The following is a 19247-nucleotide window of genomic DNA, read 5'->3' as shown; positions in this document are numbered from 1 at the left end:
GTTAGCGCTGGAACAACTGGCCAGATGGGTGGTTTGAACCGTGAATCTGGTTGTGACAGTTGAGGCAGCTACGACCACCAGTGAAGGCATTGTTATTACCGCCGGTATACGGGTTGCTGACGTGACCGTCGCTCGCGTGACACTGTTGACACAGTTGCGGGGCGCGGGTCTTCAACATGCCTTCATTCACCGATCCATGGGGGTTATGACACGAAACACAGTTCTCGGTGACTGGCGCGTGCTCCCACAAATGTGGACCGCGCTTCTCGGCGTGACACTCGTAACAGGTTTCGTTAATGCTTGGCTTTACCAGGTCGGCTTCGCTTAAGGTACCGTGCGGGTTGTGACAATCACTACATACCATCTGTGCCCATTTCAGCGGGTGCGAAGAGCGCTTCAGTGCATCAGATTTTTGCTTAGTGTGACAGCTAGTACAGACTTCCATTTCGGTCTGCTTAGACAGCACGGCATCGTTGTGAGTGTGAACTTGGTGACATGAGGCACAAGACACGTCCGCGATGTCGTGGTGACCACCGTTCCAAGCCATGCGCTTGTCGTCTTTGTGACAGCTCATACACACACTGTTTTGCTTCTCAGTCGACAGGGTAGAGTCTGGACCAAAGGTGATCATTGGCTCGCGGCCACCTTTGTTGTGACTACCTTGTGGGCCGTGGCAAGACTCACACTGTAGACCCGCCATAGGTCCTTTCGGATGGCTTGGATCACCGTGTACGTTGTTGAAAATGGCCTTCACCTTGTCAGAACGACGGTGACACATCATGCATGAGTCGGCGCCCTTAGGTGAGTATTTCCCTTCTGCAAACTTGGTTTCGAGAACTTGCTCCACCTCAGCGGGGGTCATTTTCTCGTCCCACTTAGCAGCTAGCGCTTGGCCGTTGATACCGGCAAATGCCAATACACCGAACAAGACTGTGGCTAAACGTTTTTTATGTTTCATCGTAGGCTTCTCTTATCCACGTGAATTCGAGGGAGGGCAAGCCTCCCTCGAAAGTCCCTTACATCTTGATGGCGCGGTGATCGTCAACCGTGACATCGTGGCAGAAGAAACAAGTTTCAGACTGCGCAGCCTGGTTGGCCTTAGTGAAGTCATCATTGACGACAGCACCCATGTTCTCTAGGCCGTGGCCGATAGAGTCAGAGCTGTGGCAAGAGAGACAGGTAGCAGTACGAGGCGTGGTGTAACCTTGGGCGTCGTCGCTTTCGTAAGTGCGGATAGCACCTTTGTTAGCAAACGCTTCTAGGTTAAAGCTGTCGTGACACTGAGCACAGTCACTAACCACTTGCTGACCGCTGTGAGTGGTGTGGATCTTCATTTCCCAAGCACCATTCTTAGTCGGCGAGTAAGTGCCTTCTGGCGTATGACAGGTCACACAAGCGTCAGTACCAACACGCAGCTCACCGTCTACTTCGCGGCCCATTTGCTCGGTGTTCATGACGAAACCAGCGTGGTAGCCCTTGTGAATCTGCCAATCTTCACCGTGACAGCTTTGGCAAGAAGCGAAGTTAACCGAGTCAATGTGACGCAGTGATGGCGCATCACCAGAAGCGGTTACGTGAGCCAGAGAGGCTTTAGTACCTGTGTACTCAGAAGAACCGTCTTCATTACACTCAACGATTTGGTCTGCGTCAGAACACACAGCCAAGCCGGCGAAGGTAAAGGCAGTGTCAGCGTCGCCTTCTGCGAATGGCAGGCTACCTGTGTTAACCACAAACTTGCCGTTCTCGATGGCAGCATCACCTTGAAGCTGGCCGTCTTTCACCAAGTCGATAGCTTTCTTACCTTGAATGCCATTGGCTTCGTTGGCGCTGTAGCCCATCACTGGGAAGTTAGGGCCTACGTTAGTCAGGGTTTCGATGCGCTTGATCTTGCTCAGCATGCTCGAAGCATCGATGTCGTTGCCGTTACCGTCGTTCAGACCAACGATTAGGTTGGCAGAACCAGTGGTTTGGCCTTCAGCGGCTGCAACGTACTCAAGGGTCAGTGACATGCCTACTTGGTCAATCACGGCAGCTGTGTCGGTAGACTTGCGCAAGTGCAATTCTTCGGTCCACTCGGCGTTGTGACAGGCGATACAGTTAGAGTTGTCTAGCTGTTGGCTGTGGCCTTGGCCCGCTTGGAAGTCAACGTTGTGACAGCTTGAACAGGTTTCCATGGTAGGAACGCGAGTCCAGTTGCCCCACTCAGTAAGCTCTTCGCTTTCCACGTGACAGCTAGAACAGTTGTTTTGTAGCAAGTGCTCAGCTTTCTCACCAGTGTATTCATCACCGTTTTTGTCGGTGAATGACTTGGTGCTGTTGTGGATATTGTGAACCAGGTGTTTCCACTGGGTCTCAGTGCGGAAGCTGCCGTTGTGGCAGGTGGCACAAGTCTCGTTGGTATAGTAGCTAGAATGACGACGGGTCAGCGGCTCGCTCTCATCGTGACACTGAGTACAGGCTTCGTGAGAAACGATGTCTTTGGTGTAGTGAGCAATACCGCCTTGGCCGTTAAAATCAGCGACGATTTCGCGGCGCGGTACTTCGGTTACACCGTCTTCAAGTACTTTGCCTTTGCCGCCAGCGTATACGTTGTAGCGCTGGGTCAAAGCAGCGTCAAAGCCGTCAATGGCAGGGGTGAAGGTGTAGTAACCGTTCTTTTGGTCGACGTAGTTATCAGCTCCGCTCACGCGTGCGGTGCGGCTCCACTCAGCACTATCACCAGGATTTTTGTCTCCCTGTGGAGTTAGTTGAGCGACAACCATGCCCATACCTGTGATACCGACGACTGGCTGGCCTTCTTCGTTAGAGGCGTAAACTTGAATGGTTGGTTGGTTACCCTCGTAGGTTACCGCGTCAACTTCCAAGTTCAGCACTTCGATAGAAGTGGCTGGGGTTCCGCCTGGACGACCAGGTTCACCAGGTTCGCCCGGTTGACCGTCTTTACCGTCTTGGGCACAACCGGCTAACGCGGCTGAAACCATGCTGGCAATGAGCAGCTTTTTCAGATTTGATTTGTGAATTTCCATTATAACTCCCTGCAATTTTGACCCTTTTTCGAACGCTTATTGGTTCGCTTGTCGCTGACTTGGAGGCTCAGTCAGACGGGTTTTTGTTATGGTTCAAGCGTACCTAAATCGATATACCCCTGCAGCAGCTGTAGATGGGAACTGTGAACAGACCCCCACTTTGTTTGCAGATGTGTATCAAAGCGTTCGCTAGATCCCGTTTTTACAGGTCAAAATTAAACAAAAATGTAACGATGGAGCCGGCTGGCTCCATCGTTTGTTAACGGCTTACTTGTAACGCACTGGGTGCACTATATCGACGCCGTGAGACTTGCCTTCTGCGTGACACGCAGCACAAGACTCAGTACCTGGAACGTAAGGCTCAGGTCCCCATACACCACCATTGCCAATAGCGTGGGATTTGAAGGAATCACCACCATGGCCTTCGTGACAGGCTGCACAAGTAGCTGTGGTTGGTGAGACATTGATGACTTCACCGTCCTGACTAGCAACCACGGCTTTTTGCATAGCTACTTCGGTCAGAGTTAACTGGCCTGGGTTGTGGCAACTGCCGCAATTGGCATAGTGCTCAGGGTAGGTGATCGCTGAACTCTCTTGCTCGCCATCGTCATTGGTATGAGTGCGCTTACTAGCGTGCAGGCTGTGAGCTAACACTTTGTAATCCAATGAGTTATTTAGTGGGCGAACAAAGCTTGAGTGGTAGTTGTTGATGCTGTTGTTGTGACAGCTAGCACAGCTACCATCTTCGAAGTTGCCCGACAACATAGAGCGGTCGTGACAAGCGATACAGCTTGAGCTTTCGTCCTTACCAGTGTCAGTGTGAATCCCACGGTCTTTTGAGGTGTTCATCTGACCTTCGTGACAGCTTTGACACTTGGCATTATCTACCACCATACGGCGCACTTCGGTGTCCGCGGTTTCAGTGGCGAAAGTAATGGCACTGGTCAGTACTTTTGCGGTCACCAGTTTTACGTCTTCACCGGCGTTGCAATCGACAGCAGTGCCACCTTTTTCAGCGCAGATTTCTAGGTGTGCGGTCAGGTTACCTTGCTCGGCTTTTTGCATTGCAACGTTAGCTACTTGATAAACGAAGAAACCGTCATCGCCTTGGGAAACCGTGACGCGTGGCGACTCGGTTTTCTTCAGTTCAGCCACCAAATCGCCCACGTATGAGTTGTAGCGAGCGGTGTAGGAACGCGCATTGCTCTCGTCGCCTGGGGGCACGTCAAAGTTGTAGTCGTAGTTGGCATTACCCATAGCGCGAACTGGCAACTTACTGATCTGTGCGATTTCGTGAACAGGAGTGTTGTAGCTAGAGCCATCGCTTGGGTTGCTTACCTTCACTTCGAAGGTCAGTGTGCCTTCGGTTTCTGATAAGCGCTCAAAGCTGGCGTTACGAGTTTCAATGGCGAACAAATCGCTGGCTTGAGCGCGAGCTGACTGAGTTGCCATGTGGAACTGAGTGGCACCCAACGACTGGTTGTCGTCGGCGTGACACGAGCTACAGCCTTGCTCCCAAGCATTCGGAAAACGCTCAGGGTCGTGGAATAAGCCCTTAGCGGTGCCATCCCAACCGGCCATACCTTCATCCGTGCTTGGCTCGTGACAGCTCAAACAGGCTTCTTGGCGGTGGAAGTTGAAGTAGTTGGCTTGCGCTGGTGCATCTTCGCCTTGGATGTGACAAGCCTGACAGGCATTGTACTCAGCTGGGAATGTAACCTTGCTGTAGTCGTGTCCACGACCACCGTAACCAACGATAAAGGACTTAGACTTGTGGATCCTGTGCAGCATTGCCCCAAAATCTACGGTTTCACCGGTTTCAGGGTCGCCAGAATAGCTGGTATGACAAACTACGCAGTTCTCGATATTGGTCCGACGCCCGCCGTGGAACACCAACTTTGGGGCCCAAGCGTGATCGTAATCATTGGAGTGACAACGAATACAAGATTCTTCCAGAGACACCAGATTACGGGTTTCGTCCGCAGGTGCGGCTTGGCCAGTTTCAGGAATGAAGTCGTAGAAGGTGTTGATAAGCTTTACCGCTGGCGCACCCGATTCAACGTTGAGCTCCATAGTGACACGGTGTACTAGCTCGGGTTGGTAATCGGTATTGATGCCTTCAATGGCGTCGTACTCGTTGAGCGCTTTGGAGAAGGTGTAGCGATAAATGCCATCGTCCACCAATTCGACACAGTCTAGCTGGCAGCTAGAGTCGATGCTGGCTTGGATTTGTGGTCCTTGGTGACGGTCCCAGTTTTCCGGGAAACCATCGGTGTTTGGTGGCGTCACTGGGTCAACCATGCGGTTGATATAGCTGGTCCACTGTTGAGTTTTAAACCCTTTGGCGTAGGTGCTTGCGTCATCTTGGCCGGTTGGGTGGCCCGGTAGTGGGCGAGTACGGGTTTGCAATTCACTGAGTTTGGCAATACCAAAGCCCAGAGTGTGAATGCTGTCGAGCTCGTTCAGGCCTGATACGGCAACGCCGTTACCGTCGACCAAGTCGAACTCAACGCTAACACGCCCGTCGACAATCTCGGTTTGAATGATGGTCGCCTGTAGCGCGCTGGCTTCGCGGATATCAACGGTGACTGGTCCCGGCCCGCCAGGCTCGCCTGGCTTACCTTGATCACCATCTTTGCCATCGCGAGCACAGCCCGTGAGTGCCATTGACAATACGCCAGCGCCCAAAATCGCTTTGGTCGCTAAGCTGAGGTTAAATTGAAGGTTCATAAGATTCCCTGCATAAAAATCTATTTCTGTGTGTTGCCAAGCACTCGTACAATCAAGGGCTTAGGCCAACTCGGAATTTAATCCGGCGACTAGTTTAGCGAGTTGCTAATTTAGAGTTCAGCAAACCGGTGGCTTTTGTGATCCCACTCCAACTATTTCGAAAGGAGTAGTTCTTCAAGGGTTTAGCCAGATGCTCGCTTAACTGCGACGTTACAAAATGGCCACATAAGCAGGGGAAAAATACAGGGATTTTGCAACTTAGGAGGTATTGTTCAAAGCATTGAAATCTATAGGTTTGATCTATACTTCCTGAAATTGCCAGTTTTGAAAAGTGTGAGCTGGATCTACTAAAAAGAGGCGGTGTGCCTCTTTTCAGTGGATTGGATTTAACAGATTGTGATCTTGATGCAGCATCGAAAAACGAACGTTTTTGTTTACATGGAATAACTCACGCTCAAGCCGAAGAAAGGGGAGGGGCGAACGTTAGAAATGGCGTCTTGCACGCCGGCATGATTACCCATATTTGCTGAATGGTTATGCAGCGGGGCTTGGGTGTGCCAATCGAAGCGAACTTGTAGCTGTTGCTCATAGGCGTATTTAACGTAGAAGCTCAAAGCAGGAGCATTTAAGTCCAATTGGGCACGGCTTTGCTCGCCAGGATTTAAACCGGCGCCCACTTGAACTTGGTGATTGGACAGCGAGGTAAAACCAAACCCAAGCTGAGCCTGTTGTTTGTCGTTCCAGGGACTGGTGCCGTAATCTGTCTGAGAGTGCAGCCCCAGCTCTTGTCGCCACTGATTGTGGTTGACGACCACTTGTTTGGGCTGCAAGCGCCAATCCACGCCCCAACCGATAGAATCCGATTGCATTTGTGCGAGGGGAGCGCTGAGAGTGTGTGCGAGGGGAGCGCTGAGAGTGGTTTCGTCGGAAGCGAGCGCAGCCGTGCCTAGCAGGCCGCTGCATGCGTATAAAATGAAGCTAACTCTGATCTTTTTTATTAAGTTCGTCATTATCACTCCCGAAGGCTTTGCGCAGTTCACAGTAAATTACTGTTTGTTCTTTTAATTTGTCTTATTTGTTGGTGTCTATCTGGGCTCGAACGACGAACTTCACGCAGCCTCATTTAACTATAAACAAGCTTTTTCATCCCTGCATAAAAATTATGCAAAATACCGTAATTTTGTTCGCAGCAACTCACATTTACGGATTTAGTATTGAAAACCATTCGCATTAAAGTTCGTAAATATGATCTCGATTAAGTTTTTCCGTAAGTGCCTTGGGTAGACTGTCGCCAATTAAGCTGTTTACTGGTTCGTATCCAGGAGTACCAATGATTTTATCTGACCTGAGTCCGGGGCAAGTGGCGACCATTCGCCAAATCAACGCCCAAGACTTACCTCAACCTATTAAACGCAAGCTACTGTCGATGGGATTAACCCCTAATAGCAGTGTTGAGTTTGTGCGCAATGCGCCGTTGGGGAGCAATTTACAAGTCAAAATTCGAGGAAGTCAGTTGTGTTTGCGCAAGGACTTGGCTGAGAAAATTCAAGTTGAGGTAAGCCAATGAGCAAGCAACACAAACAGTGCGGTTGCCACTCGCCTGCGATTAACATTACTCCTGGGAAACACTTTCATTGCGTGACTGTGGGTAACCCAAACGCCGGTAAATCTACTCTGTTTAACGCTCTAACCGGTGGTAATCAGCACGTGGGTAACTGGTCAGGGGTTACTGTCGAAAAGAAAACCGGTGAGTTTCAACTAGCCGGACAGTCAATTCACCTGACCGATTTGCCAGGCATTTATGACTTGGTACCGGCCGAAGCCGACCAACAGGGCAGTTTAGACGAAGTCATCGCCCAACAGTTTTTAGCGCGCCAACCGGTAGACGCCATTATTAACTTGGTCGATGCCACTAATCTTGAGCGCCATTTGTACCTCACAGTGCAACTGCTTGAGCTAAACCTACCTATGTTGGTGGTCATCAACAAAATCGATGTTGCCGGTGCACAAGGTGTGGTGATCGACGAGCGTGCTTTAGAGGCTCAGCTCGGTTGTCAGGTGATTTCGGTTAACGCCAAAAACGCCGCCGATATTAAGCACGTGCAGCAGCACGTTGTGGAGCTGGTGAACTGTTCCGCGAACGCCAAGCCGGTACGCATCGATTATGGCCAGCAGATTGAAGCTGAGTTGGCGGCACTGTCAAGCGAAGCGCTTCCGCGTAGCGAGCTATTAAACGCACTGGCGCAGCCAGAACGAGCTGAGCCACGCAGCGAGCTAGAGGCCAAGGCGGCCAAAACTAAGGCACGCTTGCTAGAACAAGGTGTTGATGTTGACACCGAGCTGGCACACGCCCGCTATCAAAAAGTGGAAAGCATTTGCGCCGCTGGTGTCAAAGCCCGCGAGTCGATGACTTTGACTGAGCGCTTAGACAAAGTGGTATTGCACCCAATTACCGGGGTGCCTGTGTTCTTGTTGGCCATGTACTTGATGTTCATGTTCGCGATTAACGTGGGCTCGGCCTTTATCGACTTTTTCGACATTGCCGCTGGGGCATTGTTCGTCGACCACTTTGGTGCGCTAATGAGCACCATGGGTGCGCCTGAGTGGCTAGTCACTATTGTTGCCGGTGGTATTGGTGCCGGTATTCAAACAGTAGCGACCTTTATTCCAGTGGTGGTTGCCTTGTTCCTAGCGCTTTCCTTTATGGAAACCTCGGGTTACCTGTCGCGCGCGGCCTTCGTGATTGACGGTGTGATGCGTCGCATTGGCCTGCCTGGCAAAGCCTTTGTACCTATGATTGTGGGCTTTGGCTGTTCGGTACCTGCGATTATGGCGACTCGTACTCTGGGTAACGAACGCGAGCGCATTGTGACCGGGATGATGACGCCGTTCATGTCTTGTGGTGCGCGTTTGCCTGTGTATGCCTTGTTTGCCGCCGCCTTCTTTCCCGAGCAGGGTCAAAACCTAGTCTTCTTGCTATACGTGATTGGCATTATCGCTGCGATTGGTACTGGTTTGATGCTGCGCTCCACGGTTCTGCCGGGTCAATCGACTTCCAGCGTCATGGAACTGCCAGACTACGAATTGCCGAAAGCCAAAGCGATTTTGAATCGTACCGGTAAGCGTACCAAGAGCTTTATCAAAGGCGCAGGTGTCACTATTGTGCTAGTGGTTACCGGACTTAACTTTGTGAATTCCATTGGTACCGATGGCAGCTTTGGCCACGAAGACTCCAAAGAGTCAGTGCTTAGTGCCATTAGCCAGACGGTAACGCCAGTGTTTGCCCCTATGGGTGTTGAGCAGGACAACTGGCCAGCTACCGTGGGCATTGTGACTGGTATTTTTGCCAAAGAAGCCGTAGTAGGTACGCTGAATAGCTTGTACTCCGGCGGTGGCGAAGAAGAAGAGCTAGCGCCTTTGTCTGAGTCGATGGCGGAAGCCTTTGCCACTATTCCTGAGAACCTGCTGGGGATTAATCCACGCGACCCTTTAGGCGTTGATACCGGCGATAGCACCAACAGAGCAGAGCAATCTGAAGCTTTAGAGGTGGATAACAGTACCTTTGATAAAGTTAAAGGAAGCTTCACAAATAGTGCCGCCTTTGCTTACCTGCTATTCGTGCTGCTTTACACCCCGTGTGTAGCCGCCATGGGCGCTTTGGTTGCCGAATTTGGCAAGAAGTGGGCGATCTTCGCCGGTACTTGGACCTTTGGCCTGGCCTACGGTGTGGCGACTCTGTTCTATCAAAGCGTGAATTTCGCTAGCCATCCTGCCCAATCAAGCGCATACATTATTGCGGTGTTGGTGACTTTTGTTGGCTACTTTAAGTGGCTACAACACAAAGGCCGCAAACAGCAGCAAATCATCCCGACTCAGGTGATTTCTCAAAGCTAATGCTGGATTAATAGTCGAGTGTTTCTAAAGCCGCTTGAGAGAGCGGCTTTTTTATTGTACTTGGATTAGATATGTAGGATTATACCCGGCTAGTCTAAGAGTTAACCGCAACACAGTCCTGAAGCTAAGGGGTAAGGCATGAGCGCCTCGGACACAGAAAACCGTCCAAGCAATTTCATTCGCACCATCATTGACACTGATTTGGCCGCTGGTAAGCACCAAAGTGTTAAGACTCGTTTTCCACCTGAGCCTAATGGTTATCTGCACATTGGCCACGCTAAGTCTATCTGCTTGAACTTTGGCATCGCGCAAGACTACCAGGGTACTTGTAACCTGCGTTTTGACGACACCAATCCAGAGAAAGAAGACATGGATTTTGTGCGCTCGATTCAGGAAGACGTGAGCTGGTTGGGTTTTCAGTGGGATGGCGAGGTTCGCTACTCCTCTAATTACTTCGACAGCTTGTACGGCTACGCCATCGAACTCATCGAAAAGGGCTTGGCCTATGTGGATTTCTTAAGCCCTGAGCAAATGCGCGAGTACCGCGGTACCCTAAAAGAGCCGGGTAAGAACTCGCCCCATCGCGACAGCAGTGTCGAAGACAATCTGGCCAACTTTGAGAAAATGCGCGCCGGTGAGTACAAAGAAGGTCAAGCCTGTTTACGTGCCAAGATCGACATGAGCTCACCATTCATGGTGATGCGCGATCCTGTGTTGTATCGCGTGAAGTTTGTTGAGCATCATCAGACCGGTGATAAGTGGTGCATTTACCCTATGTACGACTTCACTCACTGTATCTCGGATGCGCTTGAGAACATTACTCACTCTCTGTGTACTTTAGAGTTCCAAGACAACCGTCGTTTGTACGACTGGGTGCTGGATAACATCTCGATTGAAGCTCGCCCACATCAGTACGAATTCAGCCGCCTGAATTTGGAATACACCCTGATGTCCAAGCGCAAGCTTTCGGCCTTGGTGGAAGAGGGTAAGGTTAGCGGCTGGAACGACCCGCGTATGCCAACCATTGCCGGTTTGCGTCGCCGTGGTTACACCCCAGCTTCGATTCGTGAATTCTCTAAGCGCATTGGTGTCACCAAGCAAGACAATCTCGTAGAAATGGGCATGCTTGAAGCCTGTATTCGCGACGATTTAAACGCTAACGCGCCACGTGCGATGGCGGTCATGGACCCAATTAAACTGGTTATCGAAAACTTCGATGGCGAGCCTGAGATCCTGCAAGCGCCAAATCACCCGAATAAGGAAGAAATGGGTACTCGTGAGCTGCCGTTTAGCCGTGAGATCTATATCGACCGCGCTGACTTCCGCGAAGAAGCCAACAAGAAGTACAAGCGCTTGGTATTGGGTAACGAAGTGCGTTTGCGTAATGCTTATGTTGTCTCGGCGGATCGTGTTGAGTACGACGAGCAGGGCAACGTCACTACCATTTATGGTCAGTACGACAAAGACACGCTGGGTAAGAACCCTGAGCCGCGCGAAGGCCGCAAGGTACGTGGGGTTATCCATTGGGTGGCAGCAAGTCACGCCAAACCGGCTCAATTCCGTTTGTACGACCGCTTGTTTAAAGTGGCCAACCCTAACGGCCTAGAAATCGACGAAGCCTTGAATCCTGACTCTTTGATTGAGAAGAGCGGTTTTGTTGAAGCCAGCCTAGCCAATGCCGTAGCCGAGCAAGCCTATCAGTTTGAGCGTGAAGGCTACTTCTGCGCTGACAACACTGACAGCTCTGCGGATAACTTGGTGTTTAACCGCACGGTTGGTCTTCGCGACTCTTGGGGTCAAGGCTAACCGCAAACGCCTGTCGAAAAAACCGAGAGCTGGCCTCTCGGTTTTTTTATGCCTGAAGCTTGCCTTGCATGAGCGGTCACATTTCCCGGTAAATTCTAATTGCAGAGAAACCTCTGTTCCTGCCGTCACTACCAAGCTCACAGAATCCTGAACCAGAGCCGCTTATATTGCGGCACTATGAACGTATCTTTGATTTTTATCGTCTACCTGATTTACGGCTTGGCGTTTTTCTCCATTGCTTGCGCGATTGCGTTTCGCAATGTGGGCTTTTCCAATTTGGCTATTACCAAAGCCTTGCCGGCACTGGCGGTGTTTGGCTTGGTGCACGCCGTGCATGAATGGTCGGAAATGTACTGGCTATTACGCCATCATCACTTTGACCCAAGTCTTTGGCATGTGGGACAGGTGTGGCGAGTCATCAAACTCGTTTTCTCCTATTTGGCCATGGTGTGGTTTGCCTGGCTGATGATTGACATCAGCCGAGTCAAACGCAGCCATTTGTTTAAATCGGCGATAGTGGCTGTGCTGTTTAGCTATGTGGCGCTTATGTATCGCCATTGGAATCTACTCGACTCACAGGAATACGTTAGCCAAGCGGCCTTAATTACTCGCTGGGTGTTTGGTTTTGGCGCATCGACCTTAGCTGGCATTCTGCTAATTGTTTATGGCGGCAATAAGCAAAGCAAAGGCCTAGATGGCGGTCGTTATTTCGCTTACTGCGGCATCGCTCTGGGTTGTTACGGCATCGCGGCCGGTATTTTGAAAGCGGATTATGGACTTTGGGTGCCTATGCTCAGAACCACCATGGCATTGGCCATGCTGGTATTTCTAATTCAGGCGCTCAAGGTGTTTGACGAAGAGCGCGAACGCCAGATTGCTGCCCAACTAACCCGCGCGATGAAAGCCGAAAAGCTCAACGCTATCGGTCAGCTCACCACTGGCATAGCCCATGAGATAAAGACGCCGTTGGCTAATGCTACCTTGGCCTTGGATTTGGTTGAGCGCCAGCCCAGTTTAGAAGACGCAAAACCGCTATTGGGACGAATTAAAAAAAGCTTAAGTCGGGCCAGTCATATCAGCCAGGAAGTGCTGCAGTTTGGGCGTCAGAAAAAGACTGAATTTGAGGCGGTTGATCTGAGTAAGGTGGTTGCATCTACGCTCGATCTGCTAGCGTTTAGGGCCCGCCAGTACCGAATTATCAACTCTGTGGTGGAGCCGGTTTGGGTTCACGGTGATCCGATTAAACTCGAAGAAGTGCTGGTTAATTTGATTGGCAATGCCATGGATGCCAGCGAACCGGGTGGCCGAATTTCGTTGTTCGTCGAACAGTGCGATGAGCGCGTACGTTTGTGCGTGCGTGATAACGGCCCTGGCATCGAGCCTCATGAGCTGGAAAAAGCCTTTACGCCTTTCTATACCAGCAAGCCTGCGGGACAGGGCACTGGATTAGGACTGGTGATCAGTCGCGAAATCGTAGAGCAGCATTTAGGTGAGTTGAGCTTAGAAAATCACGCCAGCGGTCTACAGGCGTGGGTGTGTTTACCGGGAGGGAGCGAAACGTGAGCATTCGATTATTGTTGGCTGAGGATGATGCCGATCTACGCGAAACCCTGACTGAGGCCCTTGAGTTCTCAGGCTTTGAGGTGAGTGCTTGTGAAGACGCTGAGCAAGCGATCGCGGTAGCGCAAGAGCAAGTGTTCGACATGGCTTTGTTGGACATGGTGATGCCAGGCATGAGCGGGATTGATGCCATTGGCCAGATTCGCCTGTTTCAGCCAACCATAGGAGTGGTGATCACCACCGCCTTTGGCACGGTAGATACTGCAGTGGATGCTATGAAGCACGGCGCTGCGGAGTTTTTAACCAAGCCCTTTGATATGGATAGTTTGTGCGTGACCCTTAAACGGGTCGAGGCACAACGACGTCAAAGCCCCAAACTTAGTGGCGATAAAGCGGACAAGGTGTTTTCAGCGCTGGCTAACCCAATACGCCGTGAAACCTTGCTACAACTCAGGAAACACGGGCGCTTGCGTTTTATGGATCTGTGCCGCTTGGTCCATATTGATAACCACACCAAGTTTAATTTTCACGTGCGACAGCTCAAAAACTCGGGGCTTGTCGAGCAAACTGAGAGCAAGATCTACTTTTTAACAACTCAAGGCAAAAACCTGTGCGCTTCCTTGTTTGAGGAGGAAAATGCCTAGCCTAGAGGGATAAAGGGCTGGCAACAATTCTGATAAGTAAATTTGACAACCCCTGAATCCTTGTCAATTTTGCTTATCTAGTTTCAACTCGCCGCTGCGACCATCATGAATCCCAGAACAATAATGACAGCCTTTTTTGGGTATTTGGGAGTTCATGATGAAAACCACACATAAAGCCAAACTCTTGGCAATGGTAGTCGCCGCGGCATTAGCAGGCTGTTCGAGCGACGATCCGAAAGACGTCACCCCTGAGGTGCCAGAAGTTCCACAAAACAACGCGCCAGTAGCGGGTGAAGTGGCGCAAGCCACCATTGTTAACCAAGTTATCACTCTGGATGTCGTTGCCGTTGCTAGCGACGCCGATGGCGATGAAGTTAGCCTTGTGGCTGATAGTGTTTCTGCCTCAGTGGGTGATGCCGTCTACTACGGCGGAAAAATTAGCTATTTTGCGCCGTTGGGCACCGATGGTGAAGTGACCGTAAGCTACACCCTGACCGATGGCACCGACGAAACTGCGGCAACCGCAACCGTTACCGTTGAAGACAAGACCATGAGCGTTGAGTACATGGGCTCACAAAGCTGCTTAGGCTGCCACGCCGATCACGCCAGCTTCCTAGAGACTGGTCACAACTTTAAAATCAACAAAGTTGAGAACGACCAAGCGCCTAAGTACCCATTCTCCAACATCGACGGTCGCCTAGAGCAGTTGGTTGAGCGTTTGGAGAGCGGTGATTCGTTTATCGAGAATATTCTGCAACCATCAAGCTATGCCGACGTGACTTATGTTATTGGTGGTTACCACTGGAAAAACCGCTGGGCCGATGCCGATGGCTATGTCCATGCCGGTACTGGCACCCAGTTTAACTTGCAAGCGGAAGAAGGCGCTGCTGATCAATGGGGTAACTACAAGTCTGGCCAAGTATTCAAAGATGGCGAACGTTTGAAAGATGGTTACACCTATGGTTGTGGTGGCTGTCACAACACAGGTTATAAGCGCTATGACGAAGAGCTAAACCCGAACCGTCAGTGGGACCTAGTGGGTACCGGTGGTACTTGGGAGCTATCTGGCGTTCAGTGTGAAGCCTGCCACGGTGCCGGTAACGAGCACGTAGACACCATGGTGGCTATCTCGAACACGCCACACGTATTGGACTCAGAGCTGTTGCGCATTACACGCAAGGCCACCCCACGTACAGCAGAGGCCTTGGCAGCGGATGACATGGCCTTTGGTCAAGCGGTTCACTGCGCCGAGTGTCATACCCGGGATGGTGAGCGCAAGTACGACTCTGAAACTGGCGAGTACAAGACTCCGTACAACAAGGCCTTCCCAGAGGGTTCTACTTATGGCGGCCGTATTGTCGGTAACAACAAAGGTTACGGCTTAGGTAAGCATCACCAAACCATTGATGAGTTGGTGGGTGTGAACCCTGCGACCGGCGAGGAAATGGGTAAGCATTTCCAAGCGGGATTGGATTGCTCTAGCTGTCACAACCCTCACAAGTCGACGGTGAATCGCGACAAGCCAGGACACGACGGTGCGCTGAAGTCAGTATGTACTGACTGCCATACCGACCAAGCGCCAAGTGGTGCGACTCACGCAGCACTTGACTGTACCTCTTGTCACATGCCAGGGACCGCGAAGAGTGCCATCTATGAAGACTTCACCCCAATGATGGGTGGTGGTGAAGAGAGCGTGCGCTTGGGCGACGTTAAGGGTCACATCTTCAAGATTGACCTGAGTAAGAGCTCGGCTGAGCTAGAGATGGACGGATTTGTCTATCCTGCTATATCTCGCGACCAAGCTTGTGGCGCATGTCACAGCGAAAGTTTCCGTGAAATGACGAAGAGCACAGTTATTCACTAAGCTTTCAAGCGTCCCTGCATAGTTGGAGCAAGGCGCGGTATGGATACCGCGCCTTTTTCCTTTTTGATTATGAGTAAAAAGCGTTCGAAAAACCGTTCTTTTTGCTGTTTTTTTGTCCTGACTGTTGGGCTAGTCCAGTTCTCCATTGAAACCTATTAGACCATTGGCGCATGGTGCGTCTTAGGCCACTCAATTAGTGTGCAAGGCTCCTTACTGTGGTTTTGAGCTGAGAATTACAAAACACTATGTCGTCACAGAGTACTAATTCGTCACAGAGTGAGCGCCAAGCCTTGCTCGACAACGAGCTTATCAACGCGCGCTACCAGCGCTGGAAAATTCACTTACCCGGAAGAGACTTCCATTTTCGCATCGAGGACTGGGTGCCTGCGATGGCGGGTACCATTGGCAAGATTGTGATGGTCGCCGCGGTGGCGGGGATGTTTGCCGCCGAGTTTGGCCTAGGCCCTGAGTTCGTAGCCGAGAACGTACGCTATGAATTATTGATTGTGGCGCTATTTGCGGTGCTGTTTTGTGGCATTTTACTGCCTAACGCCAACCTGCCAGGCACTCATGGTCCTATGCTGCCGCTAATTCCGCTGGTGGTGGCCTCTGGCGGACATCCCTTAGCATTGGGGATTGCTGTGGGTGTGCTTGGGTTGATGTTGAGTTTGTTCAAAGGCGGTAGTCGCTTGTTGAATTTAACCGGGGTTGGCGTGAGAGCGGGCCTTCTATTGTATCTCGGCGCGGTGGGGCTCATCTCACAGATGTCGGCATTTCAAGCTTGGGCCGAGGCCAGCGGTAATGGTTTGGCTTTCTTTGGCGTGATTTTGGTAACCATAGTGATTTACGCTGTGCTAGCTCGAGTGCAGCTGCGTTGGCTGGCCATTCCATTGTGTTCTGTTGTGGCGGGTGTTATGGCGTTGATGCTTGGTGCAGACTTTGAATTTAAGACCGAACCTGGATTACCGCACTTAAGCCCATTTTACTGGTGGGGTGAGGATACGGGTTGGCAGCTGGGCTGGCCAGAGTTAAGCCATTTTGTGGCAGTGCTGCCGTTCGCCATTTTGGCAGTAGCCATGTGGTCACCAGATTTCGTTGGCCATCGCGTCTTCCAAGAGATGAACTATCCGAAAAAGGCCAAGGGCGCGTTAATGAACGTCGACGACACCATGACGGTGTGCTCGGTGCGTCAGATTGTCGGCTCAACCTTGTGTGGCGGCAATCTTACGTCAAGCTGGGGCACCTACATTATCCCCGCGGCAATCGCTAAACGCCCAATTCCAGGCGGGGCTATGTTAACCGGTTTGCTGTGCGTGGTGTGCGCGCTATGGGGCTACCCAATGGACTTGGCCATGTGGGAGCCGGTATTGCGAGTGGCCTTGATCGTGGGTGTGTTCTTACCGCTACTGGAAGCCGGCATGACCATGGTGAAAGAGGTCAAGACCTCGCAGGTGGCTGGCATTTGTCTGTTTAGCTGTGCGTTTGTGAATCCTGTGTTTGGCTGGGCGGCCACCATGTTAATGGATAATTCGGGTGTGATTGGCGATCGCGACCGCAGCAGTAGCTTAACCTCGGCCGATCGAGTATGGCTCCCTCTGGCGACTCTATCCTTGTGTGTGGTTGCTCTGGCGAGTGTCGGTCAGCTGCCGGGAATACCAGCTCTGCTATAGCGAGCGTTTATTAGGGGCTAGGGTTGTCGGCCAACTGAATACTGCGTCTTGTGCCTATTGAGTTTATTGCGACAATCCAAGACAGCCCCTAAGCTGTGCTTGGTGGTCAAACAATTCCACCGCTTTAGAACGAGCTGCCGTTGAGCCAAAACAAGATACGCTTCGTAGACTGTGAGCAGCGAGGGAGAATGCGTCTTAATGCCCGCAGGTTTAATCAATGATTGATTTCGTTGCCACTTTTATCGTTTTTTTCGCCGTCATAGACCCGATAGGGACTGTGCCCGTGTTTGTGGCTGTCACTTCGCGCTTTGACAGTGCCGCGAGGAAGAAAATCGCGCTGGTTGCCACCATAGCTGCGGCGCTGATTCTGCTGTTTTTTGTCATCGCCGGCGAGATCATTCTAATAGCCATGTCTATCCCACTGCCTGCTTTTCAGATAGCGGGAGGCATAGTGTTATTCCTGTTTGCCTTGACCATGATTTTTGGTGAGAGCAAGCCAGAGGAGGAGGTCAAGCTGATTCCGGACCATCATCAGACGGCAATTTACCCCCTGGCAATCCCCTCAATAGCAAGCCCAGGCGCCATATTAGCGGCTGTCCTACTCACGGAAAAAAATCGTTTTAGCCTGTGGGAGCAAGCCCAAACCGTGTCTATGATTTTTGCGGTTTTACTGGTCACCTACATACTCATGTTGTTGGCAGGCCGCATCAATCGCTTGATTGGCGCAAGCGGTGCCACTGTGGTGAGCCGAGTCATGGGCTTGATTCTAGCCTCAGTGGCCACATCCAATACGCTTGATGGTATCAAAGCCTACTTTGAGTTGTAGCCACTGGCTTAACTGTTCTGAAGCGCTGCGTGAAAGCGCGCAAAACCCGCTTCCAAATCCTCAATTAAATCCTGAGTGTCCTCAAGGCCGATGTGCAACCTAAGCAACGGGCCATCCGCCTGCCATTGAGTGGCACTACGAGGTCCAGGAGTACCGTGATTGGCCAACATTAAGCTCTCAAATCCGCCCCAGCTGTAGCCCATTTTAAAGTGCTCCATACCATTGAGCATGGCGTTGGTGGCGGCGCGATTGCCACAGTTAAGTACTACGCTGAAAAGGCCATTGCTGCCGTTAAAGTCACGCTTAAATTCGGCGTGTCCTGGGTTGGATTCAAAGGCTGGATGACGCACTTCTGCCACTTCGGGGCGAGCCGCTAGCCAGTTGGCTACTTCAAGGGCGTTTGTCTCGTGCTGGCGCATGCGAACTCCCAGAGTACGCAGGCCGCGCAAGGCCAAATAGGCGTCGTCTGGTGACACACAGTAGCCGTGCAAATAGCTTTGCTCACGCAGCTGAGGCCAAAGTTCTTCCGTGGTTGAGGCAGTACCCATCATCACATCTGAGTGACCGACGATGTACTTGGTGGCCGCTTGAATACAAACGTCCACCCCATGGGCTTTGGCATCGAATAATAGTGGGCTGGCCCAAGTGTTATCCAGCATCACCAGAATGTCCTTGCTACGCGCCACTTCTACGATTGCGGGCAGGTCTTGCACTTCCATGGTGATAGAGCCTGGCGACTCAGTGAAAATCACCTTGGTATTCGGCTGAACTAGGCGAGCGATATCGGCGCCAAGCATAGGGTCGTAATAGGTGGTGGTAACGCCCATTTTGGCTAGTACTTTGTCGCAAAAGTCACGGGTGGGCTCGTAGGTGGTATCCACCATCAACAGGTGATCGCCGGCCTCTAAGAAGGCCATCAAGCTGCCAGCGATTGCTGCGGTACCGCAAGGGTACAAAGCGCAACCGGCGTAGCCGTCGAGCTCATTTATCGCTTGTTGCAAGGCAAAGTGCGTGTCGGTACCGCGACGACCGTAAAACATCACCTTGTCGCCACGGTTTTGAGTGGCGTGCTTCATCTCGTCGGTATTGTTAAACACCACGGTGGAGGCGCGCGTCACCGGTGGGTTGACGGTGTTTTTGGTCCAACGCTTGTTGCGTCCGCCGCTGATAATTTTGGTATCGATTCGCTTGGTCATGGAGTTTTTGTAATTCTTGAGTCTGTTGCAC

The 19247-nt window shown here is 51.5% G+C and carries 13 protein-coding genes; 8 read left to right on the top strand and 5 right to left on the bottom strand.

Translation table 11 applies throughout. From position 1 onward, the window contains the following. Window position 1 precedes the first annotated feature (1 nt). The 4 genes from CLC93_RS11725 to CLC93_RS11710 form a co-directional block, all read right to left on the bottom strand. Window positions 2-958: a DmsE family decaheme c-type cytochrome gene (locus tag CLC93_RS11725; protein ID WP_095506167.1), complete on the bottom strand. Its 957-nt coding sequence runs from the start codon at window positions 956-958 to the stop codon at window positions 2-4. 58 nt (window positions 959-1016) lie between these two features. Further along, window positions 1017-3026 carry an OmcA/MtrC family decaheme c-type cytochrome gene (locus CLC93_RS11720; protein WP_095506166.1) on the bottom strand — a complete coding sequence of 670 codons (2010 nt, stop codon included), beginning with the start codon at window positions 3024-3026 and terminating at the stop codon, window positions 1017-1019. 267 nt (window positions 3027-3293) lie between these two features. Beyond that, entirely contained in the window at window positions 3294-5756 is a 2463-nt protein-coding gene (locus tag CLC93_RS11715; protein ID WP_095506165.1) for an OmcA/MtrC family decaheme c-type cytochrome, read from the bottom strand. Between the two features lie 434 nt (window positions 5757-6190). Continuing rightward, a complete protein-coding gene (locus CLC93_RS11710) occupies window positions 6191-6766 on the bottom strand; it encodes a hypothetical protein (protein ID WP_141237389.1) in 576 nt (191 codons plus the stop codon). A gap of 320 nt (window positions 6767-7086) precedes the next feature. Here CLC93_RS11710 and CLC93_RS11705 point away from each other — a divergent pair, with 320 nt between their 5' ends. The 8 genes from CLC93_RS11705 (at window position 7087) to CLC93_RS11670 (ending at window position 18020) form a co-directional block, all read left to right on the top strand. Continuing rightward, window positions 7087-7323, top strand: coding sequence for a FeoA family protein (locus CLC93_RS11705; RefSeq protein ID WP_095506163.1), 237 nt, complete (start codon window positions 7087-7089; stop codon window positions 7321-7323). Next, window positions 7320-9650 (top strand): Fe(2+) transporter permease subunit FeoB, encoded by a 2331-nt coding sequence (gene feoB / locus CLC93_RS11700; protein ID WP_095506162.1) that lies wholly within the window; start codon window positions 7320-7322, stop codon window positions 9648-9650. The genes CLC93_RS11705 and feoB overlap by 4 nt, the downstream gene beginning before the upstream one ends. A 138-nt stretch (window positions 9651-9788) precedes the next feature. Next, a complete protein-coding gene (gene glnS / locus CLC93_RS11695; protein ID WP_095506161.1) occupies window positions 9789-11456 on the top strand; it encodes a glutamine--tRNA ligase in 1668 nt (555 codons plus the stop codon). Between the two features lie 177 nt (window positions 11457-11633). Further along, entirely contained in the window at window positions 11634-13019 is a 1386-nt protein-coding gene (locus CLC93_RS11690; RefSeq protein WP_095506160.1) for a sensor histidine kinase, read from the top strand. Beyond that, entirely contained in the window at window positions 13016-13660 is a 645-nt protein-coding gene (locus tag CLC93_RS11685) for a response regulator (protein ID WP_095506159.1), read from the top strand. Before CLC93_RS11690 ends, CLC93_RS11685 begins: the two co-directional genes overlap by 4 nt. 154 nt (window positions 13661-13814) lie before the next feature. Next, complete coding sequence (locus tag CLC93_RS11680) at window positions 13815-15524, top strand: Ig-like domain-containing protein (protein ID WP_141237388.1); 1710 nt, start codon at window positions 13815-13817, stop codon at window positions 15522-15524. 245 nt (window positions 15525-15769) lie between these two features. Then, complete coding sequence (locus CLC93_RS11675) at window positions 15770-17194, top strand: DUF3360 family protein (RefSeq protein WP_095506157.1); 1425 nt, start codon at window positions 15770-15772, stop codon at window positions 17192-17194. A gap of 217 nt (window positions 17195-17411) precedes the next feature. After that, the gene (locus CLC93_RS11670; RefSeq protein WP_095506156.1) at window positions 17412-18020 is read left to right on the top strand and encodes a MarC family protein; all 609 of its coding nucleotides are present in this window, start codon (window positions 17412-17414) and stop codon (window positions 18018-18020) included. Window positions 18021-18028: 8 nt separating this feature from the next. Here the strand turns inward: CLC93_RS11670 and CLC93_RS11665 are convergent, their stop codons facing one another. Then, window positions 18029-19216 (bottom strand): cystathionine beta-lyase, encoded by a 1188-nt coding sequence (locus tag CLC93_RS11665; protein WP_095506155.1) that lies wholly within the window; start codon window positions 19214-19216, stop codon window positions 18029-18031. Between the last annotated feature and the right edge of the window lie 31 nt (window positions 19217-19247).

The organism is Paraferrimonas sedimenticola, assembly GCF_002282855.1.
GTDB classification, from domain to species: Bacteria; Pseudomonadota; Gammaproteobacteria; order Enterobacterales; family Shewanellaceae; genus Paraferrimonas; species Paraferrimonas sedimenticola.
This window is presented reverse-complemented; position numbering and strand designations above follow the sequence as displayed.